The organism is Pelagimonas varians (assembly GCF_003208435.1).
Lineage (GTDB): Bacteria > Pseudomonadota > Alphaproteobacteria > Rhodobacterales > Rhodobacteraceae > Pelagimonas > Pelagimonas varians.
Window position 1 is genome coordinate 73,286 of record NZ_QKMF01000016.1, and the last position, 21,859, is coordinate 95,144.

General features: G+C 55.0%; 23 protein-coding genes. 17 read left to right on the forward strand and 6 right to left on the reverse strand.

What is annotated here, in order from left to right:
* Nucleotides 1-213: 213 nt before the first annotated feature.
* Nucleotides 214-1,236 carry an SIR2 family protein gene (locus C8N36_RS18285; protein ID WP_141468189.1) on the forward strand — a complete coding sequence of 341 codons (1,023 nt, stop codon included), beginning with the start codon at nt 214-216 and terminating at the stop codon, nt 1,234-1,236.
* 9 nt (nt 1,237-1,245) lie between these two features.
* A complete protein-coding gene (locus C8N36_RS18290; protein WP_097806218.1) occupies nt 1,246-2,988 on the forward strand; it encodes an ATP-binding protein in 1,743 nt (580 codons plus the stop codon).
* Nucleotides 2,989-3,125: 137 nt separating this feature from the next.
* On the opposite strand, the gene C8N36_RS18295 is transcribed toward C8N36_RS18290, so the two are convergent.
* On the reverse strand, nt 3,126-3,872 hold the full coding sequence (locus C8N36_RS18295) for a hypothetical protein (protein ID WP_370739167.1): 747 nt from the start codon (nt 3,870-3,872) through the stop codon (nt 3,126-3,128).
* A 428-nt stretch (nt 3,873-4,300) separates the two neighbouring features.
* Between C8N36_RS18295 and C8N36_RS18300 the strand changes: the two genes are divergently transcribed.
* On the forward strand, nt 4,301-5,239 hold the full coding sequence (locus tag C8N36_RS18300; RefSeq protein ID WP_245910961.1) for an aldo/keto reductase: 939 nt from the start codon (nt 4,301-4,303) through the stop codon (nt 5,237-5,239).
* Here the strand turns inward: C8N36_RS18300 and C8N36_RS18305 are convergent.
* On the reverse strand, nt 5,236-5,463 hold the full coding sequence (locus C8N36_RS18305; protein WP_141468187.1) for a hypothetical protein: 228 nt from the start codon (nt 5,461-5,463) through the stop codon (nt 5,236-5,238). The genes C8N36_RS18300 and C8N36_RS18305 overlap by 4 nt on opposite strands.
* 287 nt (nt 5,464-5,750) lie before the next feature.
* Here C8N36_RS18305 and phnC point away from each other — a divergent pair, with 287 nt between their 5' ends.
* The 7 genes from phnC to C8N36_RS18340 all read left to right on the forward strand — a co-directional run bounded on the left by phnC (nt 5,751) and on the right by C8N36_RS18340 (nt 12,036).
* Nucleotides 5,751-6,566, forward strand: a complete 816-nt coding sequence (phnC, locus tag C8N36_RS18310) for a phosphonate ABC transporter ATP-binding protein (RefSeq protein WP_097806214.1) — start codon at nt 5,751-5,753, stop codon at nt 6,564-6,566.
* A gap of 96 nt (nt 6,567-6,662) precedes the next feature.
* Nucleotides 6,663-7,574 (forward strand): phosphonate ABC transporter substrate-binding protein, encoded by a 912-nt coding sequence (phnD, locus tag C8N36_RS18315; protein ID WP_097806213.1) that lies wholly within the window; start codon nt 6,663-6,665, stop codon nt 7,572-7,574.
* A 66-nt stretch (nt 7,575-7,640) separates the two neighbouring features.
* Nucleotides 7,641-8,516, forward strand: coding sequence for a phosphonate ABC transporter, permease protein PhnE (gene phnE, locus C8N36_RS18320; RefSeq protein ID WP_110767957.1), 876 nt, complete (start codon nt 7,641-7,643; stop codon nt 8,514-8,516).
* Entirely contained in the window at nt 8,513-9,826 is a 1,314-nt protein-coding gene (phnE, locus tag C8N36_RS18325) for a phosphonate ABC transporter, permease protein PhnE (protein ID WP_097806294.1), read from the forward strand. Before phnE (C8N36_RS18320) ends, phnE (C8N36_RS18325) begins: the two co-directional genes overlap by 4 nt.
* Nucleotides 9,826-10,467, forward strand: coding sequence for an SDR family NAD(P)-dependent oxidoreductase (locus tag C8N36_RS18330; protein ID WP_097806293.1), 642 nt, complete (start codon nt 9,826-9,828; stop codon nt 10,465-10,467). Before phnE (C8N36_RS18325) ends, C8N36_RS18330 begins: the two co-directional genes overlap by 1 nt.
* Nucleotides 10,464-11,093 (forward strand): LbetaH domain-containing protein, encoded by a 630-nt coding sequence (locus tag C8N36_RS18335; RefSeq protein ID WP_097806292.1) that lies wholly within the window; start codon nt 10,464-10,466, stop codon nt 11,091-11,093. The genes C8N36_RS18330 and C8N36_RS18335 overlap by 4 nt, the downstream gene beginning before the upstream one ends.
* 70 nt (nt 11,094-11,163) lie before the next feature.
* Nucleotides 11,164-12,036, forward strand: a complete 873-nt coding sequence (locus C8N36_RS18340; RefSeq protein WP_097806291.1) for a lysophospholipid acyltransferase family protein — start codon at nt 11,164-11,166, stop codon at nt 12,034-12,036.
* 44 nt (nt 12,037-12,080) lie between these two features.
* Here the strand turns inward: C8N36_RS18340 and arsJ are convergent, their stop codons facing one another.
* Genes arsJ through C8N36_RS18355 form a run of 3 tightly spaced genes read right to left on the reverse strand, consistent with a single transcriptional unit; the run spans nt 12,081 to nt 15,189 of the window.
* Nucleotides 12,081-13,349, reverse strand: coding sequence for an organoarsenical effux MFS transporter ArsJ (gene arsJ, locus C8N36_RS18345; protein ID WP_097806290.1), 1,269 nt, complete (start codon nt 13,347-13,349; stop codon nt 12,081-12,083).
* Nucleotides 13,346-14,344: an ArsJ-associated glyceraldehyde-3-phosphate dehydrogenase gene (locus tag C8N36_RS18350; RefSeq protein ID WP_097806289.1), complete on the reverse strand. Its 999-nt coding sequence runs from the start codon at nt 14,342-14,344 to the stop codon at nt 13,346-13,348. Before C8N36_RS18350 ends, arsJ begins: the two co-directional genes overlap by 4 nt.
* A complete protein-coding gene (locus C8N36_RS18355; protein WP_097806288.1) occupies nt 14,341-15,189 on the reverse strand; it encodes an arsenate reductase/protein-tyrosine-phosphatase family protein in 849 nt (282 codons plus the stop codon). Before C8N36_RS18355 ends, C8N36_RS18350 begins: the two co-directional genes overlap by 4 nt.
* 221 nt (nt 15,190-15,410) lie before the next feature.
* On the opposite strand from C8N36_RS18355, the gene C8N36_RS18360 reads away from it, so the two are divergent.
* Complete coding sequence (locus C8N36_RS18360) at nt 15,411-16,628, forward strand: glycerophosphodiester phosphodiesterase family protein (RefSeq protein ID WP_097806287.1); 1,218 nt, start codon at nt 15,411-15,413, stop codon at nt 16,626-16,628.
* A gap of 136 nt (nt 16,629-16,764) precedes the next feature.
* The gene (locus C8N36_RS18365; protein ID WP_097806286.1) at nt 16,765-17,235 is read left to right on the forward strand and encodes a GNAT family N-acetyltransferase; all 471 of its coding nucleotides are present in this window, start codon (nt 16,765-16,767) and stop codon (nt 17,233-17,235) included.
* Between the two features lie 64 nt (nt 17,236-17,299).
* On the opposite strand, the gene phnF is transcribed toward C8N36_RS18365, so the two are convergent.
* Nucleotides 17,300-18,013: a phosphonate metabolism transcriptional regulator PhnF gene (phnF, locus tag C8N36_RS18370; protein WP_097806285.1), complete on the reverse strand. Its 714-nt coding sequence runs from the start codon at nt 18,011-18,013 to the stop codon at nt 17,300-17,302.
* 81 nt (nt 18,014-18,094) lie between these two features.
* Here phnF and phnG point away from each other — a divergent pair, with 81 nt between their 5' ends.
* Genes phnG through phnK form a run of 5 tightly spaced genes read left to right on the forward strand, consistent with a single transcriptional unit; the run spans nt 18,095 to nt 21,857 of the window.
* Nucleotides 18,095-18,550 carry a phosphonate C-P lyase system protein PhnG gene (gene phnG, locus C8N36_RS18375; protein ID WP_072629759.1) on the forward strand — a complete coding sequence of 152 codons (456 nt, stop codon included), beginning with the start codon at nt 18,095-18,097 and terminating at the stop codon, nt 18,548-18,550.
* Entirely contained in the window at nt 18,550-19,152 is a 603-nt protein-coding gene (gene phnH, locus C8N36_RS18380) for a phosphonate C-P lyase system protein PhnH (RefSeq protein ID WP_097806284.1), read from the forward strand. The genes phnG and phnH overlap by 1 nt, the downstream gene beginning before the upstream one ends.
* 1 nt (nt 19,153) lies before the next feature.
* Entirely contained in the window at nt 19,154-20,242 is a 1,089-nt protein-coding gene (locus C8N36_RS18385) for a carbon-phosphorus lyase complex subunit (RefSeq protein ID WP_097806283.1), read from the forward strand.
* The gene (locus C8N36_RS18390; RefSeq protein ID WP_097806282.1) at nt 20,239-21,090 is read left to right on the forward strand and encodes an alpha-D-ribose 1-methylphosphonate 5-phosphate C-P-lyase PhnJ; all 852 of its coding nucleotides are present in this window, start codon (nt 20,239-20,241) and stop codon (nt 21,088-21,090) included. Before C8N36_RS18385 ends, C8N36_RS18390 begins: the two co-directional genes overlap by 4 nt.
* Entirely contained in the window at nt 21,087-21,857 is a 771-nt protein-coding gene (phnK, locus tag C8N36_RS18395; RefSeq protein ID WP_097806281.1) for a phosphonate C-P lyase system protein PhnK, read from the forward strand. The genes C8N36_RS18390 and phnK overlap by 4 nt, the downstream gene beginning before the upstream one ends.
* The last annotated feature ends 2 nt before the right edge of the window (nt 21,858-21,859 follow it).

Sequence of the window (21,859 nt, forward strand, 5' to 3'; positions counted from 1 at the left end):
ACCCAATGTCAAATGTGCGAAAGCCAGGACATCCGGTATGTTCGCCAACAACTCTTTAATGATTTTTCTCTCATCTGGCCGGGTCGGGCTCAAATGATAAATTGATCAATCTAAGGTTGAGGCTCTGATATTGTTTCACTTCCTATTTTCGGGCAGACGAATATAGTCAAAGGATATATTTTATTCTTTTCAGCTTTTAGGAATTAGCCTCGCGTGACGGAAGAAGAAATCGCCAAGATATCCCAATCTTGTTTTCATGGCTGCCCTACAATCGTCCTTGGCAGCGGAGCATCAATGCCTCATGGGCTTCCCAGCATGGGGGAGCTGAGCACGTACCTTAGCGAGAACATGAAGACAGAGGGCGACGCTGAAGATGATGCTTGGTTGCTAGTTAAGGTAGCGCTGGCCAACGGCGATCACCTCGAGGCGGCTTTGGAGGGAAAAACACTGCCTGCATCGCTAGTGTCAAAAATTGTAAGTCTAACTTGGCGTTGCGTGAACGAAAAAGACATGCAGCTTTTGGACGCCGCCGCCCAGGATGGTAACTTTGCGTTAGGCGGACTCTTGGCCAACATGTTCAGCAGTACGCATAGCGAGGTACATGTAGTCACGACAAATTATGACCGCGTTGCCGAGTTTGCCTGCAACTCCAGGAATGTGTTGTTTCAGACTGGATTTGCGCCTGGTTATATTCAGACGTGGGAAAGTACGGGCCGTGTAAAATTGGTACGCGGGGCAAAGGCCGCCCGCGTCGTCAAGATTTGGAAGATCCACGGATCTCTTGATTGGTTCCGCACCGCCGACGATAGGACGATAGGGTTACCAGTGTTCGAACTGCCGTCCAAAGATAACTACACGCCGCTTATGGTAACGCCAGGGTTAAACAAATACGAAAAGACCTATGAAGATCCGTTTCGAACAACCATCAATGGAGCTGATGCAGCACTAAAGGCAGCTTCTGCTTTCCTTTGTGTGGGCTTTGGTTTTCGAGACCAGCACATCCACCCCAAGCTAATTGAGCGATGCAGGGAGAGGAACGTCCCAACAGTGGTGCTGGCCCGAACGTTAACGGAAGAAGCAAAAGACTTCCTGAAAAACAAGGCGGGCACGAACTACTTGGGAATCGAACGATCTGGAACCGGTAGCAAAGTATACTCTCATACCTGTCCGGAAGGCGCCGATGTCCCAATGCCAGATCTTTGGTCGCTCGACGGCTTCAACAATTTAGTCCTTTAGGAAGCGTAAATGTCCATTTTCAATTTCTCCGACACCGAATCCCTTGGTAGCGTAATTTCAGTCGATACCGCTGCGGTCACTATTCGCGTTGATGACCTGGATCGTCTCAAACGTCTCCAAGTCAACCGACTGGTGGTTCTCCAAAGCAGCAAACCTGGGCAGCATCTAATAGGTATTGTCGTGAAGATTACCCGGAAGCCTGACACTCGTGAACTTGAAGATGCCGAAATTGACGACGACGATCTTGTTCCCAACGAAAACAACCTGGTGAAAGTCACCCTCATCGGCACACTGCTCGACCGAGTCGGCAATGATCAGAACGTGTTTCGACGTACACTTGAGACTGTGCCGGAAATCGATGCAAACTGCTTTTCACTGGATGGCGAGCAGCTTACCAAATTTATGCAAGTCATTTCCGATGTTAAAACAGACGGACCTAAGCTGTCTCTCGGCCATTTTACATTGGATGATGACGCAATCGCCTACCTCAACGGGAACAAATTTTTTCAGCGCCACGCAGTAATTGTTGGCAGTACAGGCTCTGGGAAGTCTTGGACTACAGCAAGGTTGCTCGATCAGATTGCCGAGTTACCACAGGCAAACGCCGTCTTGTTTGATATCCATGGCGAATATCGTCCATTAAAAAGCGAAGCATTTAAGCACCTTCGGATCGCCGGGCCATCAGACATAGAACATGATCGTGGATTAGCCGATGATGTCCTTCACTTACCATACTGGCTGCTGGGCTATGAGGCTTTGCTTTCGATGTTTGTAGATCGCAGTGACCAGAATGCCCCAAACCAATCAATGATCATGACCCGTGCAATCGTTGAAGCTAAAAAGAGCTCTCTTGACCCAGTTAAGCACAGAGAGCTTCTAGAAAATTTCACAATCGATAGCCCCGTGCCCTTCGATATTAACACTGTTCTCAAAAAGCTTAAGGATCTGGACGAAGAGATGGTCCCAGGAGCAAGGGGCGATAAACAGGGCCCATATCATGGTAAGCTCAGCCGATTGATTGGGCGTCTGGAAGCCAAGAGGCATGATCGCCGTCTGGCCTTCCTGTTCCAACCACCAACCGAATGTATGGACATGGCTTGGCTTGAAAAGATGGTCCACGCCATCTCTGCCGGACGTGGCGCACAAGACAACAACGAAGGCGGTATCAAAATCATCGACTTTTCAGAGGTGCCGTCTGACGTGTTGCCACTGATGGTGAGCCTATTGGCTCAAATCATCTTCTCAACCAGCCTTTGGACAAAGTCCGACAAGCGCCACCCGATCGCTATTATGTGTGACGAGGCCCATCTGTATATCCCTGAGCGCATGCAAGCTGACAGTTCTGACGCCGTTGCTGTTGAGATATTTGAACGGATCGCCAAAGAGGGCCGAAAGTACGGAATTGGCCTTGTTGTGATTAGTCAGCGGCCGTCAGAAGTAAATCGCACTGTACTCAGCCAGTGTAATAATGTGGTTGCAATGCGTCTGACAAACAGTGACGATCAAAGCGTTATCAAGCGTCTCTTACCCGATAGCCTTGGAAGCTTCGGTGATTTGCTGCCTGTTCTGGATATTGGCGAAGCACTCGTCGTTGGTGATGCCAGCCTACTGCCAACGCGAATTCGGGTCGCTGAGCCAAAGATGAAACCAGATAGCCAAACAGTCGCCTTCTGGGATCGTTGGAATGAGGATACTCCAATATCGGACACCCAAATTTCTATTAGTTCTTGGCGGAAGCAAAGCTCGTCGTGAGCTGGTGCATCTTTTGAAACAGTTATGCACTTCCAGCGGATAGAATCATTGTGGTTACGGGAACCTTGATTACGGGTAGCTCTGGGTTGAAACGCATAGCTTACTCAAAATATTAACATAATAAACCTTACAAGCCGTTAGTAATTGACCTGTTCGAAGCCATAATTCCCTTCGTAGTCACGCCAATCAACGAAGACCGACCGATGGTAAATGCTCGGGCAATTGTACCCCCATCTTTCAAGGCCAGTATGTGCCTCGGGTAGAGCTGCTGGAGCAGACCGAGCCCATGAAAAATCACCTTGGGTTCCATAGGTGCCGAGGTAAATGGTTGCAGATCGGTTGCAGTCTCCGTCGCGGCCTGACTCGTTTTGGCGTGCATATCGGACATCATAGACGCGGATTGAGCGTACAAAGTTGAATTCTGGGCCGCTAATGTCGATGTCAGCGCGGTCTTGGACCAACTGGAGCGCAAATCCTTCCGGAAGCAGGTTTGGCTTTGGTCCAGCAAGGTTTAAGACGGCATCTTCAGAAGACAGAGGTTCGGTTGCAGGCGACAAAAGCGGTCGCGGGCGATCCTGATTAGTGAACAAAATATCGTAGAAACGACCTCGATTATCCGACGGAGCAACTGGATCATACGATGCGCCCATTGGGCACCGCCAAATCTGTAATGGTGGTTCAATGGGCCAAGGTGTGATCCGGCGGATAAATTCGGCGCGTGCACGGGCACATGGAACTGATGCTGGCCAGCCGCCAGAGAGGCACAGTAAGATTGCGCAGTCGATCTGGTAAGTTTGAGCCTGAACACGATTGGCAAGGCCTACGGACGAACCAACAAGTGCAAGTACGGCCACAATTGAGTATTTTCGAAATGTGCGAAGCATGTGAAGCATCCTATCGAGTAGGGTGTAAGCAGCATGACTCCGTTAGTATATTATTGCAACTCTAAATATATTATTGATAATAATACGCATAATCTATCTTATGTTAAATATATGCTTAAGCCCCTGGTGGTGGCTTTGATCTCAAGTTTGCACACGTTTTGAACATAGGCGGCGGTTAAGTTTTTCAGAGTTATGGCGAATCCGTCCATTCCTCCATTTGGTAAAGACGCGGGTGAAGGGTTCCAACACAAAACTGCGAAAAATGCTGGCGTCGAGCTCATTTGATGATCCGCCATACGACGCCCAAATTACGGAGGGTCTGTCCTACGGAAATATTTCAATAGACTGACAGCCCTCAAAGACGTCACAAAACAGTCATGCAAACGGTCTAAGGTTTCTGCCTATTACTGCATACTCGGAGCGATCTGTTGAAAGAAATCAATGCGCAAGATGGCTCAAAGACATCTACACTCTGTTTCGGATGCATGCAATTTGGCGGCACGGCCGATGCTGCGGCAAGCCAAGCCATGTTCGAAGCGTGCAAAGAGGCGGGCATTAACTTCTTTGACACCGCCCATACCTACACGGGGGGCTCCTCTGAGCGAATGTTGGGCCAGTTTGCAAAACTGGATCGCGAAAAGCTGATCGTGGCAACCAAGGCTGGCTATACCGGTGGTAGCGGCCGCAACAACATTATTCGGCAATTCGACGAAAGCCGCATACGGCTTGGCCTCGACACAGTCGATATCCTCTATTTGCACCGCTGGGACCCGGAAACACCCTTACAAGAGACCTTCGAGACATTGGAAGCTTTGCAGCGATCAGGCAAAATTCGCTATATCGGCGTGTCGAACTTTGCTGCGTGGCAGGTGATGAAAGCCCAGGCGGCGGCAAATATTGTGGGAACGCGCATCGACATAATCCAGCCAATGTATTCGCTAGTCAAACGTCAGGCAGAGGTTGAACTGTTTCCAATGGCACTCTCAGAAGAGATCGCCGTCGCCCCTTATTCCCCCCTTGGTAGTGGATTGCTGACGGGCAAGTATTTTTCTGGCGGGGCGGGGCGTCTTTCGACGGACAAACGCTATGCCGCCCGCTATGGCCAAAAATGGATGCTTGATGCGGCACGAGCGTTGTCAGAACTGGCTGCTGAACTGAGTATTGACACTGCCACGCTTTCCGTCGCCTGGGCCGCACAGAATGCTGCTGTAACAGCTCCGATCATCAGCGCACGCAATGTTGAGCAATTGAAACCTTCTTTGGACGCTAAAGACGTGATGTTGAGCGCGGCAGTTTATGCGCGCATGGAAGCTTTGTCACCAAGACCTGCTCCAGCGACGGATCGGCTTGAGGAAGCCAGCAGTTAGGCTGGTCCGGGAATTTCGCCTTCCCAGTGTTCGCCCATGGCGACAATGCACGATGTTCCGTTTGTGTAGTTCTGTACGATGATCCAGTCACCGTTTCTTTCGGTAACCCATATTTCAAGCAGAGTTTCAGGGTCCCGCAGGCCCCTCCCCTGACGCTCTGCACCCAGAGCATTCGTCAGCATATGCGCCATGCGCGTGCTGTCATCACAACTAACATCGGTCATTTGCGCGTCCGCAAGTGGAGGAAACGAGAAGCAGATAAACAGAGGTAGCGCATAACGAAGAACCATAAGAAAATCCTAATCGCCTGACTTTCAAAATGTAACAGTTTTATGAAGCCTTGTGGATAACTGTGGCGCCAAGGCAATATGTATCAATCATTGCAAAAGCTTGCGCCTTTAGCGTTCGGAGAGCGTCATGTTTCTTTTACTTTTATGTAACGAAACTGACTTAAAACCGTCATCAAACCGTAGTTTCCGCCGGTTACGCCCTCATCAAACAAGGGGGCGATATGCTGACGATTGATAAGCTGACCAAGCGGTTCGGGGATAAAACGGCTGTAGATGCTGCAAACATCTTGGTGGAAAAACCGTCAATGATTGGGATCATTGGCCGTTCTGGTGCGGGTAAGTCAACGCTTTTGCGGATGGTCAATTGTCTGAGCGATGCGTCCGAGGGCACGATTACCTTTGAGGGTGAAGAGATCACAGGGCTGCGGGGAGCTGCGCGGCGCAATTGGCAATCACGATGCGCCATGATTTTCCAGCAGTTCAACCTCGTCCCCCGCATGGATGTCGTATCAAACGTGCTGCACGGCACCCTGAACAAGCGGTCGACCTTTGCGACAATGTTCAATCTTTACCCCCAATCTGATATCCACCGCGCGATCGAAATCCTTGACCGGCTCGGTATTGCGGAACAGGCCCCAAAGCGGGCCGAGGCACTATCAGGCGGCCAGCAACAGCGCGTAGCGATTGCGCGCGCCTTGATGCAGGACCCGAAAATCATCCTTGCCGATGAACCTATCGCCAGCCTTGATCCGATGAATGCGCAAGTGGTCATGCAAGCCCTGCGCCGCATTCACGAAGAAGACGGGCGCATGGTCATCGCAAACCTGCACACGCTTGATACCGCGCGGCGCTATTGCGACCGCGTTATCGGGATGCGCGATGGGCGGATCGTTTTTGACGGCACGCCAGAGCAGCTGACCACCGGGGTCGCACGTGACATCTACGGGGCGGGCGCGGACTTTTCCGAAGCCGCCACTTCCACCGAAATCGAAACACTGGACAGGGCAGAAGTCCGCGAAGTGAAAGCCTACGCCTGAGCCAGTTTCAGCCTGCGCGTCTGCTGCAGGCCACCTTAATCAACCCCGCCCCCAGATAGCCGCATAGCGGTAGGGCAACAAACCACGGAGATAACAATGAAAAAGACCCTCGCACTGGCGCTTGCCGCCTCCACAGCCCTCAGCACGGGCGCTTTCGCCCAGGAAATCACCGAATTCCGCATCGGCATCCTTGGCGGTGAAAATGCGCAGGACCGGATGAATAGCTACCAGTGTCTGGCGGACTTTACGACGGAAGCGCTCGGCGTCGAAACCAAGCTTTTCGCCCCTGCCGACTATAATGGCGTCATTCAGGGCCTTCTGGGTGGCACCATCGACATGGCATGGCTGGGCGCATCTTCCTATGCCGCAACATTCCTGCAGGATCCGGACGCGGTTGAGCCTGTTTTGATCAAGGTCAACCTTGATGGCTCAGTCGGCTACCATTCTATCGGCTTTGCCCGCGTCGATAGCGGCGTTACATCGCTGGATGACATGCAGGGAAAGGTGTTTGGTTTCGGTGATCCAAACTCCACATCGGGCTACCTTATCCCTTCCATCGAGATCCCGCAGTACAAGGACGGTATCACAATGGAATCCGGCGAATACTTCGGTGAAGTGAAATTCACAGGCGGTCATGAGCAGACCATCGTCGCAGTGAACAACGGCGATATCGACGGCGGTGTGACGTGGGCCGACGGTCAGGGCAACTGGGAAGACGGCTATAACTCCGGCGCGCTGCGCAAGGCGGTTGATGCAGGTCTCGTCGACATGAACGACATGGTTCAAATCTGGAAATCCAATGTGATCCCTGAGGGCCCCGTCGTTCTGCGTCAAGCTCTGCCCGATGATGTCAAAGCCACAATGGTTGCGCTGGTTGATGGCCTTTACGAAGCAGACCCGGAATGCGCCTACGGCGTCGCTGCGGGTGACACGCTGGGTTTTCAGCCCGTCACGCACGCGATGTACGAAAGCATCGTAGCGGCACGCCAGTCCGTCATTGGGAACTAAATTAATTTTTATGACGCATCCGGTAGCCCTTTGGGGCTGCCGGTATTTCTTTGTCCGGGGGTCAGGATGGCAGACATATCACTGAGTGGCGCACCACAGAACGTAGACGGCATTCAAGCCAGCTATATGGCGCAGGTACAGCGCCGCAGGCTTTATGGCGGTCTCACACTTTTGATTTTCGTCGTTCTGATGGTTTCCGGGTTCAATGTCGCAGATGACCGCAACGCTGGCGGTTTCTGGGATGGACTGCATCAGATCGGCGATTACCCCGCCGATGTTCTGTCAGAAGCATGGGAAAAGCGCGCCGATCTGCCCGCCCTGATCGCCAAGTATTTTCCTGCCTTGGTAGAAACCATAAACATCGCCGCTGTCTCGACCCTGATTGGTGCAATTGGCGGCTTGTTCCTGTCGCTGCTCGGCACCCGCGGCTTGGCGAAATGGCCGCGTCTGATCCCCTTGTTCCGCCGCATCTCGGATATCATGCGCGCCGTGCCCGAAATCGTCATCGCACTGGTTCTGATCTTTGTGCTGGGCGGTGGGCCCGTTCCTGCAATGATCGCAATTGCCATCCACACGGCTGGCGCACTGGCCAAGATGTTTTCCGAAGTGTCCGAAAACACCGACTTGAAAGCTGTCGAAGGGCTTGCCTCCACAGGTGCTACATGGTCGCAGCGGATGCTTCTGGGGGTGTTGCCGCAGGTCGCGCCAAACTACGTGAGCTACACGCTGCTGCGCTTCGAGATCAACATCCGTGCCTCTGCCATCCTTGGTTTTGTCGGTGCGGGTGGTCTTGGTTATGAGCTGCGCAATTCCATGGCTTGGGGACCGGGCCGCTTTGACGAAGCCGCCGCGATTTTTATCCTCCTGTTCGGCACGATCGTGTTCTTCGATCAAGTGTCCAGCCGCTACCGCAATCGTTTGACTGAGGGACAAGGCCAATGACCACTATTGATCTGGACGCGACCAAGTTTGAGGCCGAAAAGCTCTTTCAGCGCAAACGCTTGATTGGCTTTGGCATCCCGGCGGTCATCGCAGTTTATTTCGTTTATATCTTCTTCGCGTTTGACCTGCCTGGTCTTGCCGGACGCGCCAATATGGAAAACGCCGTGACGCTGGCTTCCGACAGCTGGTCCCATAAGGTCCATGTCACGCGGGATAATCGGTCAGGAGAGATCACTTATGCCGTCGAAGGAGAGCGCAAGGGTCGCTACCCCGAAGGTCAAAGACCTGATTGGGTGACCGGCGATGATGCTATCATCATTGATCTGGGGCGCGAGCATATTGTGCGCTATCTGCCAGACAACCGGACCGAGATCGAAATACCTGGCTTCCAACTGATCGAGGCGCAGGCCGAGGGGCGCACCGTCACGACCAACCTGCCCGATGATCTGCCGGATTGGATTTCCGCCTCGGACCGCCGCGTGGGCATCACCACACCCGAAGGCCGCATTACCTTGACGGGCGCTCGGACCGAGGTTTTCAATTATTTCCCCGGTTGGGAGCTGTTCTGGTTCACGCTCGACAGCCCCTACTACGGGCAGTCCTTGGCCACGATCCTGTTTGGCGACCAGATCGACCCTGCGCGCGGCAATATCACGGGCGCGATATCCGACTGGTGGAACAACGCCATGTGGCGGCACAAGGATGTGGCTTGGGCCATTGGCGAGACGATCCTGATGGCCTTCCTTGGAACGATGGGGGCAGCCATCATCGCCCTGCCGTTGGGCTTTCTAGCAGCCAAACGGTTCTCGCCCTTCATGCTAGTGCGCGCTGCCACCCGCCGCCTGTTCGATTTTGTGCGTGGTGTCGATGCGCTGATCTGGACGGTGGTCCTGGCCCGCGCCTTTGGCCCCGGCCCGCTTACTGGCGCGTTGGCAATCCTGATCACGGATACCGGCACCTTTGGCAAAATCTTCTCGGAGGCTTTGGAAAACGTCGACCAAAAGCAAATCGAGGGCGTCGCCTCGACCGGAGCCAAGCCGCTCCAACGCTATCGCTTTGGCGTCATACCGCAGATTGTGCCGGTGCTTCTGGCCCAAATCCTTTACTTCCTTGAATCCAACACTCGCTCTGCCACCATCATCGGCGCGATCACGGGCGGTGGCATCGGCCTTATGCTGACCCAAGCAATCCAGACCCAGAAAGACTGGGAAGAAGTCGCTTATTATATCGTCCTGATCATCGCCATGGTGATGTTCATGGACTGGTTCTCGGGCTGGCTGCGCGGCAAACTGATCGGGCGGAAAGACTAATGGCCAGCATCCTGATTACCGGTAGCAACCGGGGGATTGGCGCGGCACTGGCTGCACGTGCAGGGGATCTCGGGCATGACGTGCTGCGCGCCTCGCGTGCGGGACAGGGTGGCGATGTCATATTTGATGTCAGCAATCCCCAGCAAGTCCGGGACGCGATATCAGCTATCAACCATCCGATTGATATTGTCATTAATAATGCAGGTATTATCGGACCGGACAGCCCTACAACCGATATGGATTGGACTGCAATGGCCTATACATTTGCGGTCAATGTCGCGGGTGCTCTGGCCGTAAGCACGGCCTGCCTGGATCATTTGCGGCGTAGCAGCAGGCCCCGTATCCTGACAGTTTCAAGTCAGATGTCATTTATGGGATATGCCAAATCGGATCGTATTGCCTACCGCGCCTCCAAGGCTGCGGTAAATAAGGTCATGCAAGGCCTGGCGACGGACTTGCACCCTGACGGCATTGCCGTCGTGCTTGTCGATCCCGGTTGGGTGCAAACCGATATGGGTGGAGCAGAGGCGGATCTGACCCCGACCGAGGTCGCAGCAGGCCTCATCACCTTGGCGGAAACACTTAAGTTTGAGCAGACCGGCAAGTTCTTTCGGTGGAATGGCGAGGAGCGCGCGTTTTGACTACGACCAGATTGAAACCGGATGTCCCCTTTATTCATCCCGACTGCGAGATCACAGATGCAACATTCGGACAATATGTGGAAATCGGACGCGGCAGCCGCTTGGCGCATTGCGCATTGGATGACTATTCATACTGCGACCGGTTTGCCGACATTGCCAATGCCTCCGTGGGCAAGTTCTCGAACATCGCAGCCTTCGTGCGGATCGGTGCCACAGACCACCCGATGGAAAAAGCGAGCCTGCATCACTTTCACTATCGCTCGGCCGATTATTTTGACGATGCGGATCACGATGACGCTTGGTTCGATCACAGGCGGACTCGGCGCACGGTGATCGGCCATGACACGTGGCTTGGCCATGGCGCGCAGGTCCGGCCCGATGTGGTGGTAGGTCATGGTGCCGTTGTCGCAGGCGGTGCAATTGTCACTAAGGATGTACCGCCGTTCATGATCGTTGCAGGTATTCCGGCTGTCCCACTGCGACCCCGTTTCACCTCCAGTGTTGCTGACAGGCTGATGGCGCTCGCATGGTGGGACTGGCCGCACGCACGCCTGCGCGACGCGCTTGATGATTTTCGCACCCTCAGCGCCGAGGAATTTCTGGAGCGCTATGAGGGCACGATCTGACACCAGATGTCACAAAGTTGTAGCGTTGTGCCGTTAGGCAAAGGCAGGCTTATCATAAGGGTCAAAGCAGATGGATAGACGCGACCGTTCTCAGGTTTCCTATTCCAAGTCCGCACAATCACGCTCGGGCCAAGCAGTGATCAAGCTGATCGAGAATGCAACTGGGCGGCTTCATCTGATCCAGCGGGCGCGAGACTATGATGCCGAAATTGCGCAGGGCCGCAGTTTCTGGGAAGTCATGATCAACCGCTATGGGTTAAGCCTTAATGTGGTTTCGGGAGCTATCGCGGATATCCCTGCGGAGGGTCCATTGGTTGTCGTCGCAAATCATCCTTTTGGTATCCTTGATGGGTTAATCATGGGATACCTCCTGTCCACGCGGCGTGGTGATTTCCGTATTCTGGCGAATAGTGTGTTTCAGGATGCGCCCGATCTTAACCGGATTATTCTGCCCATCAGTTTTGACAACACCAAGGACGCGGTAAAGCTGAACTTGGAGACCCGCGCCAAGGCCTTGGAATTTCTAAAGGCAGGCGGCGCGATAGGCGTCTTTCCCGGTGGGACCGTATCGACCGCGGCAAAACCGTTCCAGCGGCCATTTGATCCCGGTTGGCGCCGGTTCACAGCGCGCATGATTACCAAATCAAATGCGACCGTGGTGCCGGTTTTCTTTGACGGTCAAAACTCGCGATTGTTTCAGCTCGCCAGCCATATCCATTATAATCTGCGCGTGGCGCTCTTGCTCAAGGAGTTTCGTCGCAGGGCCGACAAACCCGTCAAGATCGCAATCGGCGGGCCGATCTCGCCTGCAACGATTGCCACATTCTCCGACGATGCGCAGGGGATGATGAACTTTCTCAGAAACGAGACATATGGACTTTCACCCCGAAGTATTGGCCATTTGGCCTACGGATTCGAGTTTGAAGAAAAACACAAGGTCTGACGTGCCACAGCAATTGTGGGGCAAGGTCAATTTTCGTGGCCCTACTATGTCTGAGTGTTCTCCGGCTTCAAGAAACCCACCGTGATCGCCGACGCTGCAACCATCCCTGCCGCAGTGCCCAACATCAGCGCCAGTCCACCTGCTTGATAGGTCAAACCGGAAAGCAAGGTTCCGGCCAGCCGTCCAGCCGCATTGGCCATGTAGTAAAAGCCCACATCCATCGTGACCCGCTCTGCCTTTGTGAAGGACAAGATCAGGTAGGAATGGAGCGATGAGTTTACCGCGAAGACCGCCCCGAAAATCAACAATCCGATGACAAGCGTAAGGGTGAGCCACATCTGCGGCTCTGTGGCAGTGACAGCCGCGCATGTCAGCATCACCGGAACCGCGGCAAGGCCCCAGCCCCATGTGCGGGCCGCGCCAATCAGGTCCACCTCGGACCGTTGGCTTGCCCGCAGGATGCGTGGCGCGTTGGCCTGAACAAGGCCATAGAGAATGACCCAAACGGCCATGAACGTCCCGATCATGAAGAATGCGGCGCGGTTGCCTTCGGTTGTGCCATCCGACAGCACAGCGTAGAAATAGATCGGAATGCCGACAACGAACCAGACGTCCCGCGCCCCGAACAAGAACACCCGTGCCGCACTAAGCCTGTTCACGTTAGGAGATTTTGAAAACACCTCTGAAAATTTCGTGTCCTTGCGTCCCTTAGGCAGCCCCGGCGGCATGGCAATCAAAACGGCCAGCAGAATTGTGGCAAGGATCGCGGCCATGCCCAATACCGCCCAGGCGAATCCAAGCGTTGCCAGCAAAACCGCGCCTAGCAGAAACCCTGCGCCCTTCACCATGTTCTTGGACCCTGTCAGAATGGCCACCCAGCGAAAGAGAGCACCGTCCTGAGATGGTGCAAGCAATTTGACGGAGGATTTGGACGACATCTTGGCAAGGTCCTTGGCCACGCCGCTTGCACCCTGCACAAGCATGACAAAGGCGACCGATGTGCCAATCGCCCAACCCGGATCAAGCTGCGCCAAGGCCAGAAGCGCCAGCACTTGCAACCCTAGCCCTGCATAAAGCGTCGACGTCAGGCCGAACCGCGCGGCAATCCAGCCTGCGCACAAATTGGTGATGACGCCCGCGATTTCATACAGGACAAACAGATAGGCCAGCTGTACCGGAGAGAAGCCCAGCGTATGAAAGTGCAACAGCACCAGCATACGCAATGCACCGTCTGTCAGCATGAACGCCCAGTAGGCCGCCGTGACCGCGATATAGGCCGAAAGGCCTTCGGGGCGCGTGGCGCTTTCGGTCACAGACTGTCCCCGACTAAGCAGGCCACATCCACCAGCCGGTGCGCATAGCCCATCTCGTTGTCATACCACGCGTAGACCTTCACCTGCGTGCCATTGATCACCATGGTAGAAGGCGCATCGATAATGCTCGATCTTTCATCATTGGTGTAATCAGTGGAAACGAGCGGGCGTTCTTCATAGCCCAAGATGCCGTTCAACGGCCCCTCGGCTGCGGCCTTGAACAGGGCATTGACCTCTTCAGCAGTGGTCTCCCGCTCGACCTCGAAGACGCAATCGGTCAGCGACGCGTTAAGTAGTGGCACACGAACGGCATGACCGTTCAGGCGACCCGTCAGTTCCGGATAGATTAACGTGATGGCGGTCGCACTGCCAGTGGTTGTCGGAATCAGGGAATTCAGGGCAGAGCGCGCACGGCGCAGGTCTTTTGCCGGACGGTCCACAATGGTCTGTGTGTTGGTCACATTATGGATCGTTGTGATAGAACCGTGTTTGATCACCAGGTTTTCGTGAATGACCTTTACAACTGGCGCAAGGCAATTGGTCGTGCAACTTGCTGCGGTCACAATGCGGTGGCGGTCCGGTTCGTAGATGTCGTGATTCACCCCGTATACGATATTGGCGGCGTCACCGTCCTTGACCGGCGCAGATATAACCACCTTCTTTACGCCTGCGTCAAAGTAGGGGGCGAGCTTTGCCTCTGTCTTGAAAACACCAGTGCAGTCGATCACCACGTCAACACCCTCCAGCGGCAGCGCGGCGATGTCGCGGGTGCCAATGAACGGCAGACGCTGGCCGTCAATTGTCACGCTACCCTCATCATGGGCGAAATTGGCCTTCCAGCGGCCGTGGACCGTGTCGAACTCAAACAGATGGGCATGCATCTCGGGATCACCCACCGCGTCATTGATCCATGCAATTTTTGCCCCCCGTTCCAGCAGCGGCTTCAAGGCCAGCTTGCCGATACGGCCTAGGCCGTTGAGTGCGTAAACAGTCATATCTGTGGTCCTTTGTCAGTAGATTGGCCAATCGCGTCGACAGCTATTTGCAAGGACAACCGGTCCAACGAAGCAAGGGGCAAAGCTAAAAAAGCAATCATGCGGTTCCGTAGCGCGCCGTATGTCTGGTGGAAGGCGAGACTCTTTTCTGCATCAGAACCATCAACCTTCACCGGATCAGGTAGCCCCCAATGCCCGCTGATGGGCTGACCGGACCACGAGGGGCATTCTTCATTGGCCGCCTGATTGCAGACGGTGAAGACGAAATCGAAATTTGGGGCATCCGCCCCTTGGAACTCAGAAATGTTCTTGGAACGAAGGACTGATACATCATGCCCCTTCTGTTCCAGCACCTCGAGTGCAAACGAATTCAGTTCCGAGCGAGGCTTGGTGCCTGCCGAGTAAGCAATAAAACGATCACCGGCGAGGTCGCGCAAGATGGACTCGGCAAAGATGGACCGTGCAGAGTTGCCTGTGCAAATGAACAGGACGTTGAATTTTCGGTCGGCCATTTGTATGTCTCCGTGAATGGCGGAATAGGCACTTGGGGCGCAAATCTCAGGCCTCCCCCTGCAACAGTCGTGAAGAAGGTAATCGACGGTCTCGCGGGCGGCATCCATGTCGATTGCATAGCGCAAGGACGTGCCAATACGCTCTTGGCTGATCAAACCGGCTTGCATCAGCGCGTTCACATAGGTCGACAGAGTATTCGGCTTTAGCCCAAGCGCCTGCGCCAATTCTGTCGCCGGAACGCAATCGGGATAGCGTCGCATCAGCAGCCGAAACAGCGCCAGCCGTTGGGGATGGCCAAGTGTCGAAAGGCGGTTGGGAATCACTATTTCCATATTTCATGAATATATGAAGTATGATCATTCCAAAAGTGAAGGTTTTGTAAAACTGCGGTTGGATCTTAACCGGCAAACTGCCGCAGACGTGCTTACCGGCGGGTTGTGAGGGATCAGGCCTGCGAATTCCGGCAGATGAAATAATAATTCTTTCACAGAACTATTACGGCCCTGTCACGTTCGTCCCAGTAGATCGCCATAGCGTGATTATGGAGAAGAAAATGCGAAATACTGCTGCTTTTGTTTTGGCGTGCTGTGCGGCTCTGCCCGCCGCGGCGCAAACTGTTGAAAATGTGGAGTATGGTCCGCGCCCTTACTACCTGATTGACCAGATGGAAGAGGGTGCCCTCAAGGACCAGCTGACCCAATGCATGGGGCAGGAAGGGCAAACGTCGTTGTTTTCAATCGGGCACCGTGGCGCGCCTTTGCAATTTCCCGAACATACGGTCGAATCCAATGTTGCCGCTGCACGGATGGGCGCTGGCATACTGGAATGTGACGTAACCTTTACGGAAGACCTGGAATTGGTGTGTCGTCATGCGCAAAATGATTTGCACACCACCACGAACATTCTAACAAGCCCCTTGGCGGATACTTGCGTGCAACCCTTTACACCTGCCAACGGTGATACCTCGGCCTCAGCAGAATGCCGCACGTCCGAGATAACGTTGGCCGAGTTCCGGACACTGACCCCGAAAATGGATGCGGCTGACGCAGCTGCGACGACGCCAGAAGCTTATTTGCAAGGAACAGCAGATTGGCGCACGGATCTCTATTCAGCAGAGCCCGCAACGCTAATGACCCATGCCGAATCGATCACACTTTTCCAGTCTCTCGGTGCGAAGTTTACGCCAGAGCTTAAAGCACCTTCCGTCGAAATGCCGTTCAACGGGTTTAACCAAGCCGACTATGCGCAAAAACTGGTCGATGAATACAGGGCAGCAGATATTCCACCGTCCGATGTCTGGCTGCAGTCCTTCAATCTGGAAGACGTGCTGTATTGGATCGAAGCGGAGCCGGAATTTGGCGTTCAGGCTGTTTATCTGATGGATGAGTACGACACCGAAGGCTATTCCCCGATGGATGCTGGCACGTGGCCGAACACCATGGAAGAGCTGAAATCGATGGGTGTGAACTACATCGCACCTCCGACATGGATGTTGGTCACCACATCTGCGGACGGCGAAATCATCCCGTCCGAGCTGGCTGTTCAAGCCAAAGCAGCAGGGCTTGAGATCATCACATGGACTATCGAGCGATCTGGCCCACTCAAGGACGGTGGCGGATGGTACTACCAGTCAATCTCGGATCTGACAGACAGCGATGGTGTCATGTACGAATACATCGACGCCTTGGCGCAGGATGTAGGCGTTGTCGGTATATTCTCTGATTGGCCTGCAACGGTAACCTACTACGCAAACTGCATGGGGCTTGAATAGGCTGATTGCCCGCTCACTACTTGTATAGCACAGCGCTGGTGCCCCCGTAATGTTAAGTGGGGGCACCTCTTGCCTCTATTCGACTTCCGATATCAGCGTTACGCGCATCACCCTGTAAACCGATTTGAAACGTGAAATGAAAAACTCTGTTACTCCCGATGCTATTATAATGCGAAGCGCTGCACGATCCGACGTGGAACGAATTCTATCTATGGTGCGGGCACTGGCCCATCATCATGGGGATATTCCAGACGTCAGCGCAAAGACCCTGGAGCGTGATATCTTTGGAGAAATTCCTTGGATTTATGCCCTGATTGCAGAAGTTGATGGGAGAGTTGTGGGCTATGCTGCTCTCTGCCCGATGATAAAATTGGAGATGGGTGAGCGTGGCATTGATATGCACCACTTGTTTGTTGAAGCCGAGTTTCGGGGATCAGGCATTGGAAGGCGGTTGATCAATGCATCGATGGCCAAAGCACGCGAGCTAAATTGCGAATCTATGACGGTCGGAACACATCCCGACAATGCAAATGCCCAAGCCGTATATTTGGCCTGCGGCTTTGAACAAAGGCATAGTTTGACCCCGAGGTTCCGTATCTACCTTTAGGCATGGGCCCCTTCTGCCAAAATGGCGCGCAAAACCCGTAAAAGCATGAATAGCGGCAAGGGGATCAAAGCGTCAGTGTGACCCGGTCCCCTGCAAACCAGGTGCGACCGTATTCTACTGGCTTACCGATCGCACATGTATTGACACTTGACGATCTCAGCAAAGGATCGCCTTCGCCAACATTCAAAAGCAGCGCATGTGTTGCGGTAGCGCGAACTGCCGTCAGGCGGGTTGAGGCACGCGTATAGTCGTCGATACCGGCAATACTCAGCGCTCGGGTGACGCTACTTGTTTCTGTCAATGCCGCGGTAATTCCTGGGAGCCTCAAGATCGGGAACAGGCTTTCAAATACGGCAATTGGCTGACCATCTGCTAATGAAAGCCCATGATAAGCACAGACTGGATCGCCCGCCTCGATCTGCAACGCCTGAGCCTCGCCAATCGTCGCAGCGCGCTCGTCCAACGCGAGCATGCGCTTTTCGGGTCTGCGGCCTGCGGCAATCAGATTTTCGTGGAACCGCACCCGATTGCCAATAGGATAGTCGGTCGGCGTGGCCGCGACAAAGGCCCCTGCACCGCGACGGGTGCGCACCAGCCCTTCCTCAACCAATACCGAAATCCCGTGGCGCACCGTGTGGCGGTTCACGCCAAAGCGGTCTGCCAGCGCAGCCTCGGTCGGCAACTTGTCCCCCGGCGCATAACGTCCTTCAGCCAAGTCACTGCGCAATGCATTGGCGATGGCCTTCCAGATCGGGGTTTTGTCAGAACTGTCACGCAAATTTCACAAAACTCTTCTGTCATGAGGACATCAATATGATAAGATATGTATAGTTGTATAGGAAAGAGACAAGTTGTCGAGATGAAAGACACTGTGAGCGAAAATAATCCCCGTAAGGCGTGGATGGGTCTGCTGGCTAAAGCGCCCGAAGGCCGTGTGGCCGCACTGTTGGATGCTGAAATATCGCGCCCTGCTTTTACGTGGCTACGTGCACCAGAGATTGGCAGCACGATGGTCCGCGCACGCGCTGGTGCCACCGGCGCACCCTTCAATCTGGGCGAGATGACTATAACCCGCTGCGCTTTGACGTTGGAAACCGGCGAAGTCGGGCACAGCTATATTCAAGGGCGTAGCAAAGCAGATGCCGAGGTCGCCGCTCTCGTCGATGCGCTTATGCAGACCGCAATGGCAAGCAGGCTGCGCGAGACGGTCCTTGAGCCTCTGGAGGCAGGGATGGCCACCATGAAAGCCGCCCGCGCGGCCAAGGCAGCCGCGACAAAGGTTGATTTCTTTACCATGACCCGAGGAGAAGACTGATGCAGGCAAACACCCTGTCCGGCGGCTTTGCCGATCCAGCCGTCGGGTCAGCCCACGCCTTTCGCAGTGTGATGGAGGCCATGGCGCGTCCGGGTACCATTCAGGATATCGAAGGGGCAGCACCCCCTGCCCCGCTGTCGCCCGCGATGGGTGCCGTTCTGCTGACGCTCTGCGATACGGAAACACCGATTTATCTGGCTGGCGATATGGACTGCGATGCGGCGCGGGCGTGGCTGGCCTTTCACACAGGTGCCCCTTTTGTTGGCCCCGCGCATTGTATGTTTGCGGTTGGCAAGTGGGACGCGCTCGCGCCGCTCGCGGTCTACCCGATCGGCACGTCCGAGTATCCTGACCGCTCGGCTACGCTCATCGTCGAATGTTCCGAGCTTGCCGCCTCAAGTGCAACATTGACGGGTCCCGGTATCAAGGACCAGGCAACGCTTTCCTTGCCGGAAGTGGAAGCGTTTCAGGCCAACCGAACCCTGTTCCCGTTGGGGCTGGATTTCATTTTCACTTGTGGCGAACGCCTCGCGGCTTTGCCCCGGTCAACCGAAGTCTCGCGCTCAAGTAGCGAAGCGATAGCGCAAGTAGGAGCATCCTGACATGTATGTAGCAGTCAAAGGCGGAGAGCGGGCAATCGAGAATGCCCATGCCTGGCTCGCCGAAGAACGCCGCGGTAACACGGATATCGCGGAGCTCAGCATTGCGCAAATCCGCGAGCAACTAAGTCTTGCCGTCAATCGCGTCATGGCCGAAGGGTCGCTTTATGATCCGGACCTTGCGGCACTTGCAATCAAGCAGGCGCGTGGCGATCTGATCGAAGCGATCTTCCTCATTCGCGCCTATCGCACCACTCTGCCGCGCTTTGGTGCGTCCGAGCCTGTCGATACCGGCATTATGGCCTGCGATCGACGCATCTCGGCCACGTTCAAGGACTTGCCCGGCGGGCAGGTCCTGGGCCCAACATTTGACTACACGCACCGTTTGCTTGATTTCAAACTGGCCGCTGATGGCGAGGTGCCCAAGGCTCCATCTCGTGACGCCGAGACAGGCAATGTCCCGCATGTCACCGAATTCCTGAACCGCGAAGGGCTGATCGAAGAGGCCCCCCATGACGATACGCCGCCCCCCGACCTGACCCGCGAACCATTGGAAATGCCCGCCGACCGCGCCCTGCGCCTGCAAGCGCTGACCCGAGCGGACGAAGGTTTTACCCTTGGCCTCGCCTACTCCACGCAGCGCGGCTACGGGCGCAACCATGCCTTTGTGGGCGAGCTGCGGATCGGGTCAGTTCCGGTTGAGATGGACATCCCCGAACTGGGATTTGCCGTTGAGATCGGAGAAGTGATCCTGACCGAATGCGAAACCGTCAACCAATTCACCGGCTCGAAAACCGAGCCGCCACAGTTTACCCGCGGGTACGGGCTGGTCTTTGGCCAGACCGAGCGCAAGGCGATCTCTATGGCCTTGGTCGATCGCGCGCTACGCTGGGAAGAATTGGGCGAGGATAACGTTGGTGCACCCGCACAGGACGCAGAATTCGTTTTGTATCACGCCGACAACATTCAGGCGACGGGGTTCCTAGAACATATCAAACTGCCCCATTACGTCGATTTTCAGTCTGAATTGGAACTGGTGCGCAAGCTCCGTCGCGAAGCGGGTGCGCAACAGGTGCAGGAGGCAGCGGAATGACCGAGTACAACTTCGCCTATTTGGACGAACAAACCAAGCGCATGATCCGCCGTGCAATCCTTAAGGGGCTTGCCATTCCCGGCTATCAGGTCCCTTTCGCCTCTCGCGAGATGCCAATGCCCTATGGCTGGGGAACAGGCGGCGTGCAGGTGTCGGCTGCGGTGCTGACGCCCAAGGACACGTTCAAGGTGATCGACCAAGGGGCCGATGACACCACAAACGCGGTTTCAATACGGACTTTCTTTCAACGCACTGCTGGAGTTGCGACGACCACTGCGACAAGTGATGCCACTGTGATCCAGACCCGGCACCGCATCCCTGAAGAGCCGCTGCACGAGGGTCAGATCCTTGTCTATCAGGTGCCGATCCCCGAACCGCTGCGTTTTCTTGAACCCCGTGAAAGCGAGACACGTAAGATGCACAGCCTTGAAGAATACGGACTGATGCATGTGAAACTTTACGAAGATATCAGCCGCCACGGTCATATCGCCACCTCTTACGCCTATCCGGTCAAGGTCGAAGGACGCTATGTGATGGATCCCTCGCCGATCCCCAAATTCGATAATCCCAAGCTGGGTGATATGGCCGCAATCCAGCTTTTTGGCGCAGGTCGCGAGCAACGTATTTATGCGCTGCCCCCATATACCCAAGTGGTCAGCCTCGACTTTGAGGATCATCCGTTTGAGGCGTCCAAGGCCGATCACCCCTGCGGGATGTGCGGTGCGACAGACAGCTATCTGGATGAGTTGATCATTGATGACTTAGGTGGGCGGATGTTTGTCTGCTCTGACTCCGATTATTGCGAAGCGCGCCAGGCAACGGGCCATAAAGGAAAGGACGCAGCATGACACCTTTGCTTTCCGTTCAGGGCATCACCAAGCGATATGGTGCGCATATCGGTTGCGCCGATGTGTCTTTTGACCTGTATCCCGGTGAGGTTATGGGGATCGTTGGCGAAAGCGGGTCAGGTAAATCCACCTTGCTCAATTGCATGGCAGGGCATCTGACCCCCGATGCGGGACAGGTGGTGTTCGACACCCGCACGGACGGCCCCCGCGACACAATTACGATGTCGGAGCCGGAGCGGCGGATGCTCGGTCGCACCGATTGGGCCTTTGTCCACCAACACGCCCGTGACGGGCTGCGCATGGGCGTCAGCGCTGGCGGCAATGTAGGCGAGCGGTTGATGGCTGTGGGAGAGCGCAACTACGGCGACATCCGCGACAAGGCCACGGACTGGCTGGGGCGGGTCGAGATTGATGCGTCCCGTGTAGATGATAGACCCACAACCTTCTCTGGCGGGATGCAGCAACGCTTGCAGATAGCGCGCAACCTCGTGACGGGCCCGCGTCTTGTGTTCATGGATGAACCCACAGGCGGTCTTGATGTGTCGGTGCAAGCGCGACTGCTGGATCTGCTGCGCGGTCTCGTGCGCGACATGGGACTGTCAGCGATCATCGTAACCCATGACCTGGCTGTAGTTCGCCTGCTGGCGGACCGCCTGCTGGTCATGAAATCAGGCCGCGTGGTCGAGGCGGGCCTGACAGATCAGGTGCTGGATGATCCGCAGCATGCCTATAGCCAGCTTCTTGTCAGTTCAGTTTTACAGGTATGAGC